General features: G+C 64.3%; 18 protein-coding genes. 9 read left to right on the top strand and 9 right to left on the bottom strand.

The window, feature by feature from the left end:
• Window positions 1-3: 3 nt before the first annotated feature.
• From K7G82_RS23610 to K7G82_RS23630, 5 genes are read right to left on the bottom strand one after another with little or no spacing between them, the layout of a single operon-like run.
• Window positions 4-1,539, bottom strand: a complete 1,536-nt coding sequence (locus K7G82_RS23610) for an efflux transporter outer membrane subunit (RefSeq protein ID WP_222992405.1) — start codon at window positions 1,537-1,539, stop codon at window positions 4-6.
• An 11-nt stretch (window positions 1,540-1,550) separates the two neighbouring features.
• The gene (locus K7G82_RS23615) at window positions 1,551-2,663 is read right to left on the bottom strand and encodes an ABC transporter permease (RefSeq protein WP_222992406.1); all 1,113 of its coding nucleotides are present in this window, start codon (window positions 2,661-2,663) and stop codon (window positions 1,551-1,553) included.
• 6 nt (window positions 2,664-2,669) lie between these two features.
• Window positions 2,670-3,797, bottom strand: coding sequence for an ABC transporter permease (locus K7G82_RS23620; RefSeq protein ID WP_222992407.1), 1,128 nt, complete (start codon window positions 3,795-3,797; stop codon window positions 2,670-2,672).
• A complete protein-coding gene (locus K7G82_RS23625) occupies window positions 3,794-5,578 on the bottom strand; it encodes an ATP-binding cassette domain-containing protein (protein ID WP_222992408.1) in 1,785 nt (594 codons plus the stop codon). The genes K7G82_RS23620 and K7G82_RS23625 overlap by 4 nt, the downstream gene beginning before the upstream one ends.
• Window positions 5,575-6,585 (bottom strand): HlyD family secretion protein, encoded by a 1,011-nt coding sequence (locus tag K7G82_RS23630; protein ID WP_343228630.1) that lies wholly within the window; start codon window positions 6,583-6,585, stop codon window positions 5,575-5,577. The genes K7G82_RS23625 and K7G82_RS23630 overlap by 4 nt, the downstream gene beginning before the upstream one ends.
• Before the next feature lie 353 nt (window positions 6,586-6,938).
• Here K7G82_RS23630 and K7G82_RS23635 point away from each other — a divergent pair, with 353 nt between their 5' ends.
• A complete protein-coding gene (locus K7G82_RS23635; RefSeq protein ID WP_246623804.1) occupies window positions 6,939-7,613 on the top strand; it encodes a TetR/AcrR family transcriptional regulator in 675 nt (224 codons plus the stop codon).
• A 60-nt stretch (window positions 7,614-7,673) separates the two neighbouring features.
• Here K7G82_RS23635 and K7G82_RS23640 read toward each other — a convergent pair whose 3' ends face one another.
• The 3 genes from K7G82_RS23640 to K7G82_RS23650 form a co-directional block, all read right to left on the bottom strand.
• Entirely contained in the window at window positions 7,674-8,933 is a 1,260-nt protein-coding gene (locus K7G82_RS23640) for a dipeptidase (RefSeq protein ID WP_222992410.1), read from the bottom strand.
• Between the two features lie 380 nt (window positions 8,934-9,313).
• Complete coding sequence (locus K7G82_RS23645) at window positions 9,314-9,868, bottom strand: hypothetical protein (RefSeq protein WP_222992411.1); 555 nt, start codon at window positions 9,866-9,868, stop codon at window positions 9,314-9,316.
• 60 nt (window positions 9,869-9,928) lie between these two features.
• Window positions 9,929-10,318, bottom strand: coding sequence for a nuclear transport factor 2 family protein (locus K7G82_RS23650; RefSeq protein WP_222992412.1), 390 nt, complete (start codon window positions 10,316-10,318; stop codon window positions 9,929-9,931).
• Between the two features lie 362 nt (window positions 10,319-10,680).
• Between K7G82_RS23650 and K7G82_RS23655 the strand changes: the two genes are divergently transcribed.
• The 8 genes from K7G82_RS23655 to K7G82_RS23690 all read left to right on the top strand — a co-directional run bounded on the left by K7G82_RS23655 (window position 10,681) and on the right by K7G82_RS23690 (window position 17,102).
• A complete protein-coding gene (locus K7G82_RS23655) occupies window positions 10,681-11,436 on the top strand; it encodes a 2OG-Fe dioxygenase family protein (protein WP_343228631.1) in 756 nt (251 codons plus the stop codon).
• Window positions 11,437-11,483: 47 nt separating this feature from the next.
• On the top strand, window positions 11,484-11,948 hold the full coding sequence (locus K7G82_RS23660; RefSeq protein WP_222992413.1) for a hypothetical protein: 465 nt from the start codon (window positions 11,484-11,486) through the stop codon (window positions 11,946-11,948).
• 467 nt (window positions 11,949-12,415) lie between these two features.
• Window positions 12,416-12,907, top strand: coding sequence for a hypothetical protein (locus K7G82_RS23665; RefSeq protein WP_222992414.1), 492 nt, complete (start codon window positions 12,416-12,418; stop codon window positions 12,905-12,907).
• Between the two features lie 285 nt (window positions 12,908-13,192).
• Window positions 13,193-14,116 (top strand): class A beta-lactamase, encoded by a 924-nt coding sequence (gene bla, locus K7G82_RS23670; protein ID WP_222992415.1) that lies wholly within the window; start codon window positions 13,193-13,195, stop codon window positions 14,114-14,116.
• 514 nt (window positions 14,117-14,630) lie between these two features.
• Window positions 14,631-14,849, top strand: a complete 219-nt coding sequence (locus K7G82_RS23675) for a hypothetical protein (protein ID WP_222992416.1) — start codon at window positions 14,631-14,633, stop codon at window positions 14,847-14,849.
• A 130-nt stretch (window positions 14,850-14,979) separates the two neighbouring features.
• The gene (locus K7G82_RS23680) at window positions 14,980-15,402 is read left to right on the top strand and encodes a hypothetical protein (protein ID WP_222992417.1); all 423 of its coding nucleotides are present in this window, start codon (window positions 14,980-14,982) and stop codon (window positions 15,400-15,402) included.
• Between the two features lie 572 nt (window positions 15,403-15,974).
• The gene (locus K7G82_RS23685; RefSeq protein WP_222992418.1) at window positions 15,975-16,439 is read left to right on the top strand and encodes a hypothetical protein; all 465 of its coding nucleotides are present in this window, start codon (window positions 15,975-15,977) and stop codon (window positions 16,437-16,439) included.
• A 195-nt stretch (window positions 16,440-16,634) separates the two neighbouring features.
• The gene (locus K7G82_RS23690; RefSeq protein WP_222992419.1) at window positions 16,635-17,102 is read left to right on the top strand and encodes a hypothetical protein; all 468 of its coding nucleotides are present in this window, start codon (window positions 16,635-16,637) and stop codon (window positions 17,100-17,102) included.
• 28 nt (window positions 17,103-17,130) lie between these two features.
• On the opposite strand, the gene K7G82_RS23695 is transcribed toward K7G82_RS23690, so the two are convergent.
• Window positions 17,131-19,575, bottom strand: a complete 2,445-nt coding sequence (locus tag K7G82_RS23695) for a TonB-dependent receptor plug domain-containing protein (RefSeq protein ID WP_222992420.1) — start codon at window positions 19,573-19,575, stop codon at window positions 17,131-17,133.
• Window positions 19,576-19,624 lie beyond the last annotated feature (49 nt).

Consider the following 19,624-nt stretch of genomic DNA (forward strand, 5'->3'; position numbering starts at 1 on the left):
GGCTCACCGGCCGCCCTGCTCCAGCCCGTCGCCCTGCCCCATGTCGCCGTCCGCAAGCGCGGGCGCGTTGCCGATCGCCTTGTTGATCGCGGCATAGCGCGTGCCGATGCGCGCATCGCTGTCGGCCAGGTCGCGCGTCGACTGGATCCAGCCGCGCTGCGCGTCGATCACCTCCAGATAGGTGGTGATACCGCCGCGATAGCGCGCCGATGCCAGGTCGAGCGCGTCGCGGCTGGTGGTCACTTTCTCGCGCAGCGCCGCGTTGCGCTGCCGTTCGGCGGCATAGCCGTTCAGCGCGTCGCCGATCTCCTGCCAGGCCCGTAGCACCGTCTTCTGATAGGCGACCGCCGCCTCGCGCTGTTCCAGTTCGCGCAGTTGCACGACGCGCCGGCGCCTGCCGCCGTCGAAGATCGGCAAGTCGATGCTCGGGCCGATCGACCAGCTGCGGCTGGCCCAGTCGAACAGGCTGTTCGCCTTGTAGGATTCCAGGTTGAACCCGCCGCCCAGCCGGATGCTGGGATAAAGATCGGCGGTGGCGACGCCGATCCGCGCGGTCGCCCCGTGCAGGCGCGCCTCGGCGGCGCGGATGTCGGGACGGCGCAGCGCCAGTTCGGACGGCAGGCCGAGCGCGATGTCGGGCAAGGCGGCCGCCGCCGTCGCATCGGCGGGCTTCAAAAGGTCCGCCAGCGCCCCCGGCCGCTCGCCAAGCAGCAGGCCGAGCTGGCTGGCCTGTGCCCCCTCCTGCGCGAGCAGATCCGGCAGCGATGCCCGCAGCCCCTGAAGTTCGGATTGCTGGCGGTCGATGTCGAGATGCGTGCCCTGCCCGCGCCGCACCTGCGCCGCGACGATGCCCGCGCGCGACTCCAGCGCCGCGATATCCTGCCGCGTCATCGCGATCTTGCGCTGCGTCGCGCGCAATTCCAGATAGGTGCGCGTCACGTCGCTCGCCAGCGTCAGCCGGGCCTGGGCGAGCAGCGCCGCGCGTTCGGCCAGATCAGCATCGGCCGCCTCGAGCGAGCGGCGCACCTTGCCCCACAGATCGATCTCCCACGCCGCGTCCAGACCGCCCTGATACAGGGTGAAGGGTTCGGCGAGCAGCTTGGCCAGGGTATCGCGGTCGCCGCCCGAATTGCCGGAGACGACGTCGAGCAGGCGCGTGCCCGCGCCATTCTCGCTCTGCCGCTGGCGGGTGACGCCCGCGCCCGCATTGATCGCCGGCAATCCCGCCGCCGCCGTCGCGCCGCGCTGGACGCGCGCCTGGGCGACATGAAGCGCCGCCGTTCTCAGATCGGGGCTTGCCGCCACCGCGCGCTGCTGGAGATCGTCCAGAACCGGATCGTTGAAGGCGCGCCACCAGTCCGGCGGCAGGGTCGCATCGCTGGCGACGGGCAGGCGCAGGCTCGCATCGCCGCTGCGCCAGCTCGACCAGTCCGCCGGCGCCGCCGTTTCGGGGGGGATGTGGTTCGGGCCGACGGTGCAGCCGGCAAGCGCCATCGCGATCAGCGGCGCGGAGCGAAGGGCATATGGCGGGACGGGCATGATCTTGCCTCTCACGACAGGCGGTGGCGGAAGAGCCAGGCGGCGAGCGGCAGCGTGACCGCCATCATCACCAGCAACGGCACGAAATCGAACCAGATATCGGTGAATCCGGCCCCTTCCAGATAGACGCGGCGAACCAGGTCGATGCCCCAGCGCAGCGGATTGATATAGGTCAGGATCTGCAGCAGCTCGGGCATGTTGTGCACCGGGGTGAGCAGCCCGGAAAGCAGCATCAGCGGCATGATGATCAGGAAGGTGTAGAGCATGGCCTGCTGCATCGTCAGCGACACCGCCGAGATCGACAGGCCCAGCCCGACACCGGCGCCGGTGAAGCTGACCAGGCCCAGATAAAGCAGTCCATAGGATCCGTTCATCGGGATCTGGAACCAGAAACGGATGATCAGCAGGATGATGGTGGACTGGATCAGCCCGACCATGATCGAGGGCAGCGCCTTGCCGATCAGGATCTGGATCGGGGTCAGCGGCGTCACCAGCAATTGATCGAACGTCCCCTGTTCGCGTTCGCGCGCGACCGAAAGCGCCGCGATCAGCAGCGTCTGCATCAGGCTGAGCGCCGCGATCAGCGCGGGCATCAGCGTCCAGCGCGATTCCAGATTGGGATTGTACCAGGCGCGCCGCTCCACCACGATCGGCGGGGCGCCCCCGCGCGACGCCGCGTAATCGGCGGCGATCGTGCCGATCTGCCCCGCCGCCGCGCCCGCGGTGGAGCTGTTGCGGCCATCGAGTATCACCTGGATCGGCGCGGTCTCGCCCGCCGACAGCCGCCGTTCGAAATCGGCGGGAATGCTCAGTGCCAGCAGCACGTCGCCATTGTCGACCAGGTCCGCGATCTGGTCGTTCGACGCCAGCGTCGCCTTGCGCCTGAACACCCCGGTGCCGTCGAGCCGCGCCAGGAACTCGCCCGATGCCGCGCTGCGGCTCTGGTCGACCACGGCATAGGGCACGCGGGTGAGATCATAGGTCGCGCCATAGCCGAACAGCAGCGCCTGGATCAGCGCCGGCGCGAACAGGATGGTGCGGTTCGCCGGATCCTTGACGAGCGCCAGTATCTCCTTGCGGATCAGCGCCAGGATCGGAACGAGCATGGGGAGGAACGCGGCCATCGCCGGTCAATCAAGCCGCTTGGCGAGCGTGCGCCGGGTCAGCACGGCCAGCAGCACGGCATAGGCCGCCAATATCGCGCAGCTCTTGATCACGATCGGCCAGATCGTGCCCGCCAGGAACAGCGTCTTCACCAGCTGCATGAAATGCGTGGCCGGCAGCGCCTGCGCGATGATCTGGATGGCGAGCGGCACGTTGCGCAGGTCGAAGACGAAGCCGGACAGCATCATCGCGGGCATGAAACTGGCGAGCAGCGCCATCTGGCTCGCCGCGAACTGGTTGCGCGTCGCACCCGATATGAACAGCCCCAGCAGCAGCGAAACGATCAGATAGAGCAAGGATGCGAAGATGATCAGCAGCAGCGATCCGCGGATCGGCACGTCGAACATGAAGCGCGCGCAGATCAGGCAGATCACCACGTCGATCGCGCCGATCACGGCATAGGGCGCCAGTTTGGACAGCACGATCTCCGTCGGTCGCACCGGCGTGACGAACAGCGATTCCAGCGTGCCGCGTTCCCATTCGCGCGCGATCAGCAAGGAAGTGAGAAAGGCGCCGATCAGCGTCATCACCAGCACCAGCAGCCCCGGCACCAGATACCAGCGGCTGTTGCCGGCTTCGTTGAACCAGGTGCGCTGCACCAGCGTCACGCCGCCCCGCGCGCCTACGCCCGCGCGATCCGCCGCGTGCAGCGACGCCGTCTGGAGCGCGCCGTTCACATAGCCCTCGATCGCGGTCGCCGTCGTCGAGTCCGCGCCATTGACGATCAGTTGCACGCGCCCGTCGCCGGCCGCGCGGGCGGCGGAGAAATCGACAGGCAGGCGGACGATCCCGTCCACCTTCCTGGCGCGCATCAGCGCCTCCGCATCCGCCATGCTCGCCACCATCACCGGCGCCAGATAGGGCGAACCGTCCAGCCCCGCGACGATATCGCGCGCGCCGGGCGATCGATCCTCCAGCACCACCGCGACCGGCGCATTCTCGACATCGAAGGACAGGCCGTAACCGAACAGCAGGATCAGCGCGAAGGGCAGCAACAGGCCGACGAGCAGGTTGCTGCGATCGCGCAGCAATTGCCGCGTCTCCTTGCGGGTGAGCGCGATCAGGCGCGTGTGGAAGCCCGATCGCCCGCTCATGCCGCGTGCCTGTCCTGCCGATCGTCGACGCGCCCCTGCTCGACGATCGCGATGAAGGCGGCGTTCATGTCCGCCGCATCGCCGCCCGCCTGCGCGCGCACTTCGGCGGGCGTGCCCAGCGCCAGCATCCGGCCGGCATCCTGGATCGCGATGCGATCGCAATATTCGGCCTCTTCCATGAAATGCGTGGTGACGACGATGGTGACGCCCGATCGGGCGAGCGCGGTGATCGTCCGCCAGAAGGCGCGCCGGGCCAGCGGATCGATGCCGCTGGTCGGTTCGTCCAGGAACAGGATCTCGGGTTCGTGCAGCAGCCCCGCCGCCATCGCCAGCCGCTGCTTGTAGCCGGTGGGCAGGATGCCGCTCGGCGCCCTGGGATCGAGCTGGAACTGATCGATCACCGCGCCGATGCGATCCTGCGCGCGCGCGCCGCTCAATCCATAGGCGCCCGCGAAGAAATCGAGATTCTCGCGGACGGAGAGATTGGCGTAGAGCGCGAATTTCTGGGAGACATAGCCGATGCGCGCCCGCGCCTGCGCGCGCGCCGTGCGCAGATCCCGCCCCGCCACCTCCAGATGGCCGCTCGTCGCCGGCAGCAGCCCGCACAACATGCGGAAGGTGGTGGTCTTGCCCGCGCCGTTGGGGCCGAGCAGGCCGAAGATCTCGCCGCGATGCACGTCGAAGGATGTGCTGGCCACCGCCGTGAAATCGCCGAACCTGCGCACGAGATCGCGCACGACGATCACCGGCGCATCGTCGTCCGCCTGTATGTCTCCGCCGCCGTCCCGCCCGGCCGCTTCGTGCGCCGGCGTGCCCGTGCCGCCGGTTCCGTCTCCATCCTCATGCGCGTGCAGCAGCAGCATGAAGGCATCTTCCAGTTCGGGCGCGCGCGGTGCGAAGCGCGTATCGGGCAGCAGCGCGCGGAGCGCGGCCTCGTCCGTTTCGGGCCGGCGGATGAACCAGATGCGCCCGCCCTTCGGCACGGCATCGACGATACTGCCGGGATCGTCGATCAGCCGCGCCTGCACGTCGCGCGGCGGCAGGCCCGCCACCGGTTCGGCGACATAGGTCAGCCCCTCCGCACGGCGGCGCAGCGCCTCCGGCGATCCTTCGGCCAGCAGCCTGCCGCGATTGAGCACGAACACCTGCGCGCAGCGTTCCGCCTCGTCCATATAGGCGGTGCTCACGATCACGCTCAATCGTTCGTCGGCGATCAACTGTTCGATGATCTTCCACAGGTCGCGGCGCGACAGCGGATCGACGCCCACGCTGGGTTCGTCGAGCAGCAGCAGATCGGGCGATCGCACCAGCGTGCAGGCCAGCCCCAGCTTCTGCTTCATGCCGCCCGAAAGCTTGCCCGCCGGCCGCGCCGTGAAGCGCGCCATGTCCGTCATCTCCAGCATCCGGCCGAAGCGTTCGCGGCGCACCGCCTGCGGAACGCCGTGGAGATCGGCATAGAGGTCGAGATTTTCCTGGACGCTCAGATCCTCGTACAGGCCGAAGCGCTGCGGCATGTAGCTGATCCGATCCTGCACCGATTGCGGATCGGCGCGCACATCGATGCCCAGCACCGAAAGCGTGCCGGCATCGGGGCTGAGCAGCCCGGCCATCATGCGCATCAGGCTGGTCTTTCCCGCGCCGTCCGGCCCCACCAGCGCGGTCAGCTCGCCGGCCCGCACGGTCAGCGAAACCGCGTCGACCGCATCGAAGGGCGTGCCGTCGGGCGCGTCGAAACGCTTGATCAAGCCCTGGATCGCGACCGTCGGGTCGGGTGCGCTCACTTTTTCGGGCCGGCCAGGTCGATCCGGACGGTGACGGGCTGGCCCAGCCGCAGCCGGTTGTCCGGATCGTCCACCGTCACCCGGATTTCATAGACCAGGCTGGCGCGCAATTCCTGGGTCTGCACCGTCTTGGGCGTGAATTCGGCCACCGACGAGATATAGCCGATGCGGCCCGCGATCGGCCGGTCGGGCTGGCTGTCGCTGACGATGCCGGCGGCCATGCCGGGGCGGATGCGGCCGAGATCGGGCTGCTCGACATAGGCGCGCACCCATTTGGGGCGGACCCGCGCGATTTCGAACACCGGTTTCTGCGGAGAGGCGATGTCGCCCGGCTCCAGCAGTCGCGCGCGGATCACGCCGTCAACCGGCGCGCGCAGCACGCCCTGGCCGATCTGGTGCTGGAGCAGCGCAAGCTGCGCGCGCGCCGCCCCCAGTTGCGCGGCGCCGCCCGCGACATCCTCGCTGCGCGGCCCCTGCCTGGCAAGGCTGAGCGCCGCGGCCTGCTCGCGAACGGCGGCATTGGCGGCAGCCGCCTGTTTCCGGGCGGCATCCATATCCCGGCCGGCAACACCCCGGCCCTGCGTATCCCCGGCGATGCCCTGCAGCCGCGCGAGTTCGTCGGCGGCCCGCCGCGCCTCCGCCTCGGCCGAGGCGAGCCGCGCCGCGGCCTGCGCGATCTCCTGCGGGCGCGATCCGTTGCGCAGGCGGCGCAGGCTCTGTTCCTGCACCTCCACCCGCGCCTTCGCTTCTTCCGCCTGCAGCTTCAGCGTCACGGTATCGAGCAGGCCGAGAACCGCCCCCGCCTTCACCATATCGCCTTCCTGCGCGCCCAGCTCCGCGATCCGCCCGGTCTGCTCGAAGGCGAGCGACACCTGGCGGACATCGACATTCCCGGTCAGTTCCAGGCGATCGTCGTCGCCGTTCCGGCCGCCGCACCCGACGACGAGCAGCGACAGCAGCGCGATGCCGAAGACATTGCGGCGGGCGGCGCGAAAGCCGGTTCGCACTTTTCCGCGCGATATGGATCCGTCGTCGCATCGCTTTTGCGGAAAACCGGTTCCCACTTTTCCGCGCGATGCTCTGAACTCATCGCATCGCTTTTGCGGAAAACCGGATTCCACTTTTCCGCGCGATGCTGATCCGTCGTCGCATCGCTCTTGCGGAAAACCGGTTCCCACTTTTCCGCGCGATGCTTGAAACCTGCTCATTCCGGCACTCCGCAGCCCGCGCCCGGCATGCCGCCGCGGCAAGTTCAAATTGCATTTAGTCTAAATATGATTTAACGTCCAGAGCGGTTTTTGAAACGGGCAGGCGCCGGTGCCCGACGGGTGGCCCGGGCACGTTCGAGGGAGGGAGGATCATGGCCAGGCCAAGGCGCGCACTCCGCTCCGATGGAGAGGAAACGCGCGCGCGCCTGCTGGAGAGCGCGGGCGAATTGTTCGCCGCCAACGGATATGGGGAAACCACGGGAAAGGCGATCGCCGCGCACGCCGCCGCCGATCTCGCATCGATCAACTATCATTTCGGCGGCCGCGACGCTCTGTACCGCGCCGTCCTGATCGAGGCGCACCGCCGGATCGTCAGCCGCGACGCGCTGGAGGAGATCGCCGCGCTGGACCTGCCCGCGCCGCGCAAGCTGCGCATGCTGCTCGACATGCTCGTTTCCGTCGTCGTGCGCACCGAACATTGGAGCAGCCGGGTGCTGCTGCGCGAACTGGCGTCGCCATCATCGCATTTCGTGGTGCTGCGCCAGAACGAGGTGCTGCCCAAGCTCGGCATCGTCCTGTCGCTGATCAGCGAGATCACCGGCATTCCGATGGGCGAGCCGGCGCTGTTCCATTGCTTCCTCAGCACCGCCGCCCCCTGCGCGATGCTGATCATGACGCGCGGCGCGCTCATTCCCGAAGGCATGCCGCCGCTGGCGCCCGAATTGCTGGCGGATCACCTCCACCGGTTCGCGATGGCCGGGCTGGACGCGGCGGCGAAGCATCACGCCGCCGCCCGGGCCGGGGCGGAACCACCCGCCGGATCATAGCCCGGATCATGCCGGCGTGCGACGAGCGCCGCTCATCGCACCCCGGCAAAGCCCCGCGCCCTATTTGAGCTGGGTGGTTACCGGCAGTTCGTTCTTCATCGCCGCCGCCGCCTTTTCGGCGCCTTCCATCGCGCGCAGCACATTGCCGCCCGCGACCTTGGCGACATCCGCATCCTTCCAGCCGCGGCGGAGCAGTTCGGCCATCAGCGCGGGATAGGTGCTGGCGTCCCCCAGCCCTTCGGGCAGTTCGTTGCCGGTGCCGTCGAAATCGGACCCAAGCCCGACATGATCGACGCCCGCCACCTTGGCGATATGATCGATATGGTCGGCGACGTCGTTCAGCGTCACCTTGGGCGGCGGATTCTTCCGCATCCATTCGTCCATCGCGGCCTTGGCCTTTTCGGGCTGGCCGATGAACAGCCCGCCGAACGGCGGCATGTTCAGCCGCGCCCGCTCGGCACCACGCTCGGCATCCCAGCGGCGGAACGCCTCGGTGACATAGAATGGCGCATAGTTCACCATCACCACGCCGCCATTCTTCGCGACCAGGCGCAACGTCTCGTCGGACACGTTGCGCGGATGATCCGAAAGCGCGCGCGCGCCCGAATGCGAATAGATGACCGGCGCCTTCGAGATACGCAGCGCGTCCTGCATCGTCTCTTCGCTGACATGGCTCAGGTCGACCAGCATGCCCAGGCGATTGAGTTCGTGCACCACGGCTTCGCCGAACGGGGTGAGCCCGCCATGCTTGGGATTGTCGGTGGCGGAATCCGCCCATTCGATGGTGCGCGAATGGCTGAGCGTCAGATAGCCCGCGCCCAGTTCCGCATAGGTGCGCAGGATCGAGAGATCGCCGTTGATCTGGCCGCCGCCCTCGACGCCGATCATCGATGCGATGCGCCCCGATGCGTGGATGCGGCGAACGTCGGCGGCGGTGCGCGCCAGCGCGAAATCATTGGGGTAACGCGCGACGATGTTCTTGACGAGATCGATCTGCTGGAGCGTTTCCATCACCTGTTCCAGCCCGGGCAGGTTCGCGGAAACATAGACCGACCAGAACTGGCCGCCCACCATGCCCTTGCGCAGCAGCGAGATATCGGTGTTGTAGGGAACCGGCTTCTTGTCCCAGCCCTCGCGCAGGTCGAGCGTCCAGCGGGCATCGCCCTCGCGCTCGCGCATCGTTTCCGGCCAGTCGTTATGGCCGTCGATCAGCGGCGTCTTCTTCAGGATCGCCGCGACGCGCGCGCTGTAATCGGTGGAGGGTGCGCCATTGCCGAGAAGCAGCAGCGCAAGCGGTGCGAGGAGCCATGCCTTTTTCATGGCGCCCTCCATAAGACGCGATGTTACACTGTTGCAATCACCCGCGCGGCTTCGGCGAAAATAAGCTGCACAAGGGCGAGACCGGGGGAGTCTCACCCTCATTATTTCTCCTGCTCGTGCCGGCGATGCGGGCCCTGAGGCCTGTTGCGGCCGCGCCCCCCCCCCCCCCCCCCCCCCCCCGGGGGCGGGGGGGGGGGGGGGGGGGGGGGGGGGGCCCCCGCCCCCACCCGGCCTCCCAACGGCAGTATCTTCGGGGAGGCCGGGTGGGGGAGCGGGCGCAACAGGCCAAGGTTCCGGCGATGCGAAGCATCGTTGGAATGCGTGTGTAGGGCGGTGCGGTCATGGAAATGTGCTCTTCCGCACATTTCCCAAACCGACTCTTATTCCTTCATGTCGATCCTGTAGCTGCATCCCGCCAGCACCTTGCCCGGATGCGTGGTGACGGTGGAGACGTTGAGCGAGATGCGCGTGGTGCCCTGGAACGCCTCCGATCCGCCGTCGAACGCCGCTTCCGTCACCATGCGTTCGCCCATGAACTTGCCGGGCGCGTCGATCACCGGGGGCACATCCAGTTCCTTCGCCAGCGCCTGCGGCGTCACGCCGGACAGCACCGCCATCAGCCCCGAACTGCTGAACGCCACCCGATCGGTCGTGCGGCCGAATATCGCGATCGGCGTGGCGAGCCGATATTCGGAGAGGAAGGGATTGTCGCCCTTCACCGGCGTCATGCCGTAATGCCGCCGCGCCTCCGCATTGTCATAGAACCAGAGCGCGAAGCCGTTCCATGTCGGCACATCGGGCAATTCGCAGGCGATGATCTCCGCCAGCGTGTGGCTGGCGGGATCGACGGCCTCCTCCTCGTCCTGCGCGGCGGATACGGGCGCCGCCGCGAACAGGGCCAGCGGCAGGATGGACAGGACGGGGCGGAGTTTCATGACGGTGACGATCCTTGCGACGATGCCCGGCCCATCGCACGATACGCGACCGGACCGGATTCAGGCGAGCGTGAGGAAGATTTCGGCCTCCAGCACCCATTCCCCCCGGCTCTCGCGCCATTTGGCGCTATAGGCGCCGGATGCCAGCATCCGGCCGTCGGCGGCGGACACGCCCTGCCATTGGCCATGTTCCATCGCGATGGGCTCGACCGGGGAGACCAGGATGCTCTCGGGCGTGCGCGTGTAGATCGCCCGCGCGGAAGCAGCGAATTCGCGCTTCCACGCCTGCAACTGCCCCTTGCGGCCGGACAGGACGGCGCTGTCTGTGCCGGTGACGAGCACCGCATCCGGCGCCAGGATCGGCCCGATCGCCGCCAGATCGCCATCCGCCAGCGCGCGATTGAACGCGGCGCGGCGCATGCGGACGGCGAGATCGGCGGGAGAGGTCATGCGGAACTTTCGGCGATTGGAGAGATTTCCAGTCAGATGACATCATCTGACGACTCGGAAATCACGATAAAACAAGAAGCTGGAGGGTTGATCTGATCAACCCTCCAAGCCTGGAGAGCCCCCCTTAACGCCGTCGCCGGCAAAATCGAAGCGTCATTGCCGGGGCACGGCGATCCGATACCGGCACAATGTCTCGCGGTCAGCCGCCGCTTCAGCCATCAGGCAAGATGATCGGCCAACCAGGCGCCGCCCCGCCCCTCAAGTCCAAGTTGCGACGACCGGCCATGATCCGGCCGCGCGCGTTCCTGTATGATGGCGCGCCGCTTCGATATCGGAGCCGCTGTCGATTTGAGGATCATGCCGTGTCTCGGCCATCGATGAACATTGGGGTCGCCACCCCTTCCCTCGCCCCGGAGCTTGCCGCGCGGGGCTTCGTCCGTCCGGCGCCCGGCACGATCGATTGGCTGCCCGCGCCCGGCCCGGATCCGGACTGGACGGACTTTGCGGGCTCATGGGATCGGCTCGGCCTCGATCGCTACATGGCCGATGGCGGCCGCTATCGCCGGCGTCGGCACGCCGCCCTGGCGATCGCGCCCGACGCGATCATGCGCAAGCCGCACCAGCCCCATTTCCAGAGCCGCGACTATAACCGGCTCAATGGAGACATTCAGCGCTGGTTCGAACCGATGGACGACGCCATCGTCGAAAGCCCGATGATGCGGCGGCTGCTGCGCGGCGCGACAGCCGTCTTCGAAGCCGCCGAAGCCAGGGCCGGGGCTGTGCATTGGCATGTCGAGCTGCACCAGTTCCGGATCGAGGCCACGGCGCGGGAACCGGGCCGCCCCACGCCGGAGGGCATGCACCGCGACGGCGTCGATTGGGTGCTGGTGATGCTGATCGATCGGCAGAACGCCGCTGAGGGCGTGACCGAGATCCAGATCGACGGCCGGCCGGAGATCGACCGCTTCACCCTGGCGGCGCCGGGCGACGCCGTGCTACTCGACGATCACCGGGTGATGCACGGCGTGACGCCGATCCGCCCGATCGACGCGACCATGCCGGCCTGCCGCGACGTGTTCGTCGCGACATGGCGGGCGGAGGGGGGTGAACTTCGGTGAGGTTGCGCAATCTGATCCGGCACCAGGCGGCAAAATGGACAGCGACGATGAAGCTGATCGGACGACTGGCGATTCCGGCATCGATCGCGATCTCCACCGCCGCGCACGGCGAAACCCCGCAAGCCGTCGTCGAATTCCACGATTTCGAACAGGGTCCGGACGTCATCCGGAAAACGCTTACGGATGCATGGAGGGACGACGCAACATTCCGTTATGAGAGCGGCAATTGCACAGACGGCACGTCCTTTACGGAGAATGACGGCCGCAAGGACAGGCAACCGGTCCGGATAACGGCCATTCATGCACTGGGCGACCGCCGGCTCAATGCCCACCCGGCCTATCTCGTTTCAGGCACCCGCACCCTCTGGCTGAAACATGCAGCCCCCGCCCCGCTCTTCGTGGATCTGCCATGCACCTGGCTGGTCGTGTTCGAGGGCAATCGCGTCGAAAGCGTCCGCGAAGCGACGGAGCTTGAATATCTCCTTCCGACGGACGCCGCATCCGCTGAATAACGCCCGGTGCTGATCAACAGGAATGCCCGTTGGGCCGCACGCTGACACCGCCCCCTCTGCTCCTGCCCAATCCTCATGCCGAACGATGGGCAGCCGAACTCGTCAAGGCCAGGGGAACGGTTCCGCCGCCTGGAGCAATGCCCGCTGCTGCGACGGCGTTACGAGATCCCGCACCAGCTTGCCGCTTTTCCACTTGTGTTCAGAATTACGGCAGTATGTACAAAAACCCTTGAATATTCAATCCACTAGCCGGTCTATCACCGGAAAAATTAGGGATTTTTTGCACCTGTCACCGTAACTGCAAGGCCGCGCACATGTGGCGGCAGGCTGATGAGGGGTGAATTGCCTGCGGCGTTATCCTTGACCCTGCGGAAAATGGGGCACTATCAGAGGTTACAATTCCAGCGGTGATCCGAAGCATATGTGTTACGTTGATGGATGGCCGAATAGAGATGGACCTATGGCTTATGACAATAGAGCTGGGTGTGAAAATGCCTTGTGCTGAATTCAGCATAGGGTCTTTTGCAGATAGAATGGTAGAATGTTGGTCTGGGTTCAGCGAGTATTTTGGGGTACCGACTTTTGAATTTCATGATTCGTGCGATTGTGACAATGTTGTAAGGCACGGAGATTATTTTGATATACATGTAAATAATGATTGTGCCGCGAGAGTTATGTTTATCCATGTTCCAGTAGTTGAAGGATATGAAGATGACTACGACGGTGGATGTTGGGCAGACGTGTCTGTTTTTGTGAGAACGAGCGAATCAAAGTTTTTAATGGTATTTACTGCAATTCAGATGGCGAAATATGTCAAGTCTTCGGTTGTTGATGATAGTTTGATTCTTGGATGGTCAAGAATTATCGATTGCAGCGAAATTTTCGATCTCATGGAAAAATCAAAAACGAATGATTTATTGGAATCGTCGAATATATTTTCGACGAAATTGATAAATTGAAGAAGATTACGGTATCAGGCGCAGAAACCCCTAAATACAATCCGCCAACCGGTTGATCGCCAGATAAAATTAGGGTTGCACCTGTCGCCGCAACATCGGCAGCAGATCGGCTGCCGCGACGGGCTATAACCTTCACTTCCCTCCGCACGGTCGCCACCGATCCCGCCGCATCGCGAATGGATGACAGCCGCCGCCGTCTTTGGCACTGTACCCATGCCGTTGGTCGCGGCTCGATGACTCGAGCCACCGATCCACGGCGTCCGTCACGATACTCTGGGGGCTTCGATGAGGTATAATTCGGCACTTGTCGCCATGGCTGCGATGCTGGCCATCGCATCTCCGGCCGCTGCGGCGGCGCCGGCCGCTTCCAAGAGCATCGATGTGGCGCAGGCGAAGCAGCGGCTGGTCGAGAGTTTCGCGCGCCTTGCGCAGCAGACCGACGGCACCACCGGCGTTGCCATCCAGCGGATCGGCGGGGGCGACGTGATCACGCTGAACGCGGGCACGCGCTTTCCGATGGCGAGCACCTTCAAGATCTCCGTGGCGGGCGCGATCTTCTCGCTGATCGACAGCGGCAAGCTGACGCTCGACCATATGATCACGGTCGATCCCGCGCTGGTCGTCCCGTCCGACGGGATCGCCGATCAGTTGCCGCATCGGGGCGTATCGCTGTCTGTCCACAATCTGCTCGAACTGATGCTGACGCGCAGCGACAACACCGCGACCAACGTGCTCTCCGAAACCGTCGGCGGCCCGGCGGCAGTGACCGCATGGCTGCGCTCGATCGGGATCACCGGCATGCAGGTCGATCGCGATACGCGGCGCATCCGCCCCGATGGAACCCCGTTCGACCTTGTCACGAGCAACAACAGCACGCCCGAAGCGATGCTGAACCTGCTGCTCGCCATCCGGGCGGGCAAGGCGGTGAGCGCGACGAGCACAAAGGCGCTGATCGAGATCATGGAGCGCTGCCACACCGGCGAGGCGCGCCTGAAGGGGCTGTTGCCGCCGGGCACGATGGTCGCGCACAAGACGGGCACCCTGCGGGACGTTGCCAATGATGTGGGTTTCGTGACGCTGCCGGACGGCAATCAGTTCGCGATCGCGGTATTCGTGAAGGGCGACACCAAGGGACCCCAGACCCAGGAACGCGTCATCGCCGAAATCTCCCGCGCGGCCTATGATTATTTCCTGCTTCTCGGGCGATAGGCCCGCCCCCTTGCCGCGATGACGGACGACAACGCGCCACGCAAGGAGCCGCCGCTTCTTCGGGCGGTTCAACATGCGCTTCGGGGAGAATGGAACGAAGCGCACGCGATCGCTCAGGACGACATGACGGCCCCCGGAGCATGGGTTCATGCCTGGCTCCATCGGATCGAAGGCGATCTCGGGAACGCCGATTATTGGTACCGCAGAGCGGGGCGCCCCGCCTCTGCCGGAACGACCGAAGACGAAGGACGCGAAATCGCATCCTTCCTGCGGGCCGGCGAAGCCGAGAGCTGATCGCCACAGCGCCATCAGCCGGATGCGACAGGGATACCGGCAGCGTGATTACGGTGACCCGTGCAAAAACCCCTAAATATTTGCTAGCTGGTTGATCACCAGAGAGAATTATGGATTTTTGTACCTGTCACCGTAATCCCGCAATCTTCGCCGTTCGTGATCAGAAATGCACCACCGGAAGCGGTTTGGCGAGAAGCGACCATGCTACTAGGATTGGAGCATGATCTACTTCACCGCCACCTTCTGCCTGATGTTCACCTTTGGCTTCGGGTGGCTGGTTCAGCACGCATTGCGGTTTGGCAAACTGATTGGCATCGCCTGGTCTGCAGACAGAGCGGAACAGCCCATCAGATTTTGGCTAGGCTTCGGTGCTTATTTTATGAACATGATAATGGGGCTGTTCTTTACCGCATTGATGGTCTTTGTTCTCGCTCATTAGCGAACGATCGGTTCCCACCCCATTCTTCGCCGTTCGTGATCGGAAAGCGCTGCTGGAAGCGGTCGGGCAGGAAGCGCCCAGTTGCGGACGTTTGGCTCATGACGTAGTCTGATTCAAAAAGGGGGCTGACGTGCGGCTGTTTTTGTTCTGGATAGCGCTCCTAACCCCTTATTTCGCCGCAGAAAATTATAATGATATCGACGTAGATTTTCAGAGGCAAAAATATAAAATTACGTCCGAACAAGTTCATATCGAAGAGAGACTGAAATTGCTCGACGAAAAAATATATTATATATCCTCTGGCGTTTGTGAAAATGCATCTCGCAAGATAATTTTAGATAATATTTCTCATTCGATTAATAAAATTGTAGATCGATACAATACGTTGATGTCCAGATATGTGGCCGGTGACATACTTTTACTTGAATATTATGATTGCCCTAAAGTAATGTACAGAAAATTCTACAAAATGGTTCGTGAAGCGGCGAGCGAGATCAAAGCATTAGACGCCGCAGTGCAGCAGCTTGAGGCTATGAGGCTAAGCAGCAGCTAACCACCCAATCCTCGCCGTTCGTGATCGGGAAAGTGTCCCAGGAAGCGGTCGGGCAGGAAGCGCCCCAAATTGCGGACATTGAACGATTGCGTCGCTGATGCTAGCGTGTGCACATGGTTTACTGGATTAAACGTATCGCCTTGAAGTCGGGCGAGGTCGTGACGGAAAGAGAACTTCGCGAAGATCAAAATCGGTTCGATGGTCCAGCCCCCATTGTTGGCGACATCGTAGAAGTCGAATGCAGGGGGCGTAAGTTCTCGGCAAAGGTTGTTTGGGGGAACTGGCCCGATCGGGTGCACGCTGACGATGCAATTGTTCCGCTTCGTGTCTCAGAGCTGGGCTTGCTCCCTGAAACAGCGCTGTGGATGCTTCTCAGAAGCGAAGGAGAGCCCGAACGAAAGGTGTTCATGGGCCCCTTGTCCAATGACTGTTAACCATCCATTCTTCGCCGTTCGTGATCGGAAAAGCGTCCCAGGAAGCGGTCGGGCAGGAAGTGCGCCAATCTTAGCCGTTCAAGTTAGGCCCTGCTGAACTCGGTTGCGGTCGGGCCCTTGCCGTTGAATGATAAGGTCATGAAATCGCTTGCTCCGCTGATTCTCCTGGCTACCGCACCTTCTCACGAAGATCAGCCACGCACTTACCTTTTGTCTATCGGCTCCATACCCTTGAAGGAAACCGAGAGTATCGAGGCGTTCCACTTCGAAACCTGGGGGGTCCATTTCCAGTCGATATGTCGAATACCCAGCGGATGGAGAATCAAAGCCGGCAGCAGCGCAACTCCCGGCGGTGAATTGTCCGGCGGAGGGAGCCAGGGAGCGACTTGGTTCAATCAAAGCAGCCCGAAAGAGCTTCAGGCATTCGTACTCGTTACGCTGTACGGACCGGTGCAAAAGGAAGACATCGGCTCACCTGACAATGGAATCCCGGCCACCTTCAAAGGAATCGCAACTATCAATACCGACGACGGCGACGTGCAACGTCCTCTGACTTACAAAAACATCACCCTCACTCCGGCGCCGCGCTGCCCCGCGCTATAGGCCCGAGGTCCGCTATGGATCGATCTTGTCCGCGAGCCGGCCGTCCGCTTCCCACCCAATGTCGGCCCTCGGCGTGCAGTGGACGACCTCCGAATCCTGCCAGTCAGCAAGCGCCCCAGTTCCGGTCGCCCGCTTCCTGGAAAGGCAGTCCAAAAAGCCGGCGTTTCGAAAACACGATCATGATATGCCGGCACAATGAAGCCTGTCGCGCTCACCGTGCTTGCCGTTGCGCTTGCCTGCCTGTCCAGTCATGGGCAGGCACGATCCGCCAACGATGCCGATTGTCGCAGCGGCATTTTACCCGCTCTGGCGGCCGGCAATTTCTCCGGATCTTTGGACTGCCGCCGGGACGATCTGAAGATCAGCAAAGTGGGCGAAATCATCGCCGATCGCCATGTCTTCCAGATTTACGACTATCGATATCGCCTCGCCCCAGCCTGCCCGGAATGTGCGATCCACGGAGGGCAGAGAATTATCATCATGAGCTCCGGTCGTTATATTGGGCAATATAAACCCTACGGCACTCATGTCGCCGTTGAGAAAACCTCCCTCATTCTATCGCCCAGCGCAAAAAGCGATCATCGCACAGCAGTCAATTTTGCCCCGATTGGCCCTCCACGTCGAATTTGGTTCGACGGCGAGGAGTTGATTTTGTTCCGCTAGTGCAGGACAGTCTCCCACTCCGCCGCCCCTAGAACCGCCGCGTCAGCACCAGCCCGATCGTGCGCGGATTGGGCGGGTTGTTATAGGGATCATAGCCCAGCACGCCGTCCACGATGCGCGGCGGCTGGCGATCGAACAGGTTGGCGACGACGATCTGCGCCTCGCTGTCCTTCAGCCAGCGCGCCGATGTCAGGCGGCCGAGATCGAGGCCCAGAAACAACGATGCCGTGGTGAAGGATCCGATGCTGCGCACCGGCCGGCCCGGCCGGTCGTCGGTGAAGCCGTCGATGTAGTTGATCACCGATCCGATCGAGACGCCGCCGCGCGCCCAGGCGATGGTGCCGTTCAGCCGCAGGTCGGCCGGCTTGGCATAGCCGTCCAGCCGCGAAATCGCGGTCGATCCGCCGGCCTTCAGCGACAGGTTCAGGATATACTGCCCGCTCAGCTTCACCATCGCGCTGCCGCCCAGCAGCGGCCCACGCCAGGCGAGATCGAGATCGATGCCGTCGGTCGCCTCCACCGCGAAATTCTGCGCGCGGATGTCCGCGATCAGTTGCACGCGCGAAAGCAGGTCGGCGGGCACCTGGCCGGCGGAATCGAACATGGTCAGTTCGCCGCCATTCACCCATGGCACCTCCGCGAAACGGCGGAAGACATCGGGATTGTCCAGCACCTCGCGCACCGCGTTCAGGCCGGGCTGGGCGATGTTGAAGATCTGCAGATCCTGAACGGACAGGCTGTCGTCGGGTGACGGCGTTCCGACCCGCCCGGATATCCTGATCCGGTAATAGCCGGCCTTGATCGTCAGGCCGGGCGCGAATGCGGGGGTCAGGTCCATGCCCAGCGTGAAGGTATCGGCATTCTGCGTCTTGAGATCGGGGTTCGCGCCCGCGCGGAACATCACCAGCGCCTGCCCGGGCGCCAGCGCCGGATCCTGATATTTCGGATCGAGGAATCGATAGTCATACAGCCCGAAAGAGACCTGTTCGGCGATGCCGATCGTGCTGCGGAAACGCGGCACCAGGAAGGATCGGGCAAAGGTGCCGCGCAACGCGATCGCGCGATCGATCTGCCAGCGCAGCCCCAGCTTGGGCGAAAGCGCGGTGTCGAAGCGCAGATCCTCATAACGGGCCGCTGCCGACAATGTCAGCGATCGCATCAGCGGCACGGCCTGTTCGGGCCCGACGACCGGCACGTTCAGCTCGCCGAAGATCGACTTCACCTTGCGCGTGCCGCCGCTGCGGTTGAAGAAGATCGTCGCATCGGTGCGCAACGTCTCCTCCCGATACTGGAGCCCGCCCGCCGCCAGCACCGGCCCGCCCGGCAGGGGCATCAGCTCGGTCTGGCCGCGCAGTTCGGCGACGAACAGCCGGTTCGTGGACTCGCGCGTGCTGGGCGGGCGCCCCACCCGGCTGGAGCTGCTGTCGGTATGGGTGCGGTGATAATCCACCGTCAGGTCCAGCGCGGTCGCGCCCTGCCCCTGCCAATGCGCGCCGCCATAGATCGACACGCCCGTCGTCCGCGTCCTGAACAGCCGGTTATAGGCGGGCTCGTCGAGGTAGAGCTGGCGCGAACTGCGGTCGCGCTGGAAGCGTGAGGCATCGACGGAGAAGGTGAAGTCGCCCGCCTCCTGCCGCACCCCGCCATACAGGCCGGTCAGCCGCTCGTCGGGAAGCTGGGTGATCTGCAGCCCCTCACCCGCCACATCCACGGGATCGCCGACAAAGGGCGATCGTTTCTGGTACATCGCCATGCCATAGACGCTGCCGCTGCCCCAGGAATGGCCGGCGAGCAGGCTGGCCTGAAGGTCCGCCTTGCCCGTCTGCGTCGCGATCGCGCCGCGCACCTGCATCTCCACGCCCTCGCTCGGCCGGCGCGTCACGATGTTGACGACGCCCGCCACCGCATCGGCGCCATAGGTGGCGGATGCGCCGTCGGGAATGATGTCGATCCGCTCGATCAGCATCGCCGGGATGACGGAGACGGTCGGTGCCTCGGTCAGGCCCACAGACGGCATGCGCCGGCCGTTGAGCAAGGTCAGCGTCGCATCCGAAGCGAGGCCGCGCAGCGCGAAGCCGGCGAAACCGTCGAACTGGTTGAAGCTGGTCGCATCGCCCAGCGGGCTGCCGATGCCCGCGCCCGTCGTCGCGAATTCGCTGAGGTCGCCCGTGAAATTCTGCGGGATGGTCAGCATATATTCGGAAACCGCGCCCGATCCCGATCGCACCATATCCATCCGGTCATGCGTATAGACCGGGCTCGCGACATATTCCCGCGGCAGGCCGCGGATCAGAGATCCGGTGACGACGATATCCCCGCTATCCGCCCCACGCGCATCCGCTTCCTCGCCCGCGCGCCGCCCCGCGCCGTTTTCGCCGGCGGGATCCCCGGCCGCCTGCTGCGCGGCGGCGGGAACGGCGCAGGCGCCGACAAGCGAAAGCGCCGACAGCGCCCGGAAAACCAGTTTGCTCAAGAAAACCCCCGATGAAACACTGACACGAATCAATGTAATATTATAACAT

The organism is Sphingomonas colocasiae, from assembly GCF_019880585.1.
Taxonomy (GTDB): Bacteria; Pseudomonadota; Alphaproteobacteria; order Sphingomonadales; family Sphingomonadaceae; genus Sphingobium_A; species Sphingobium_A colocasiae.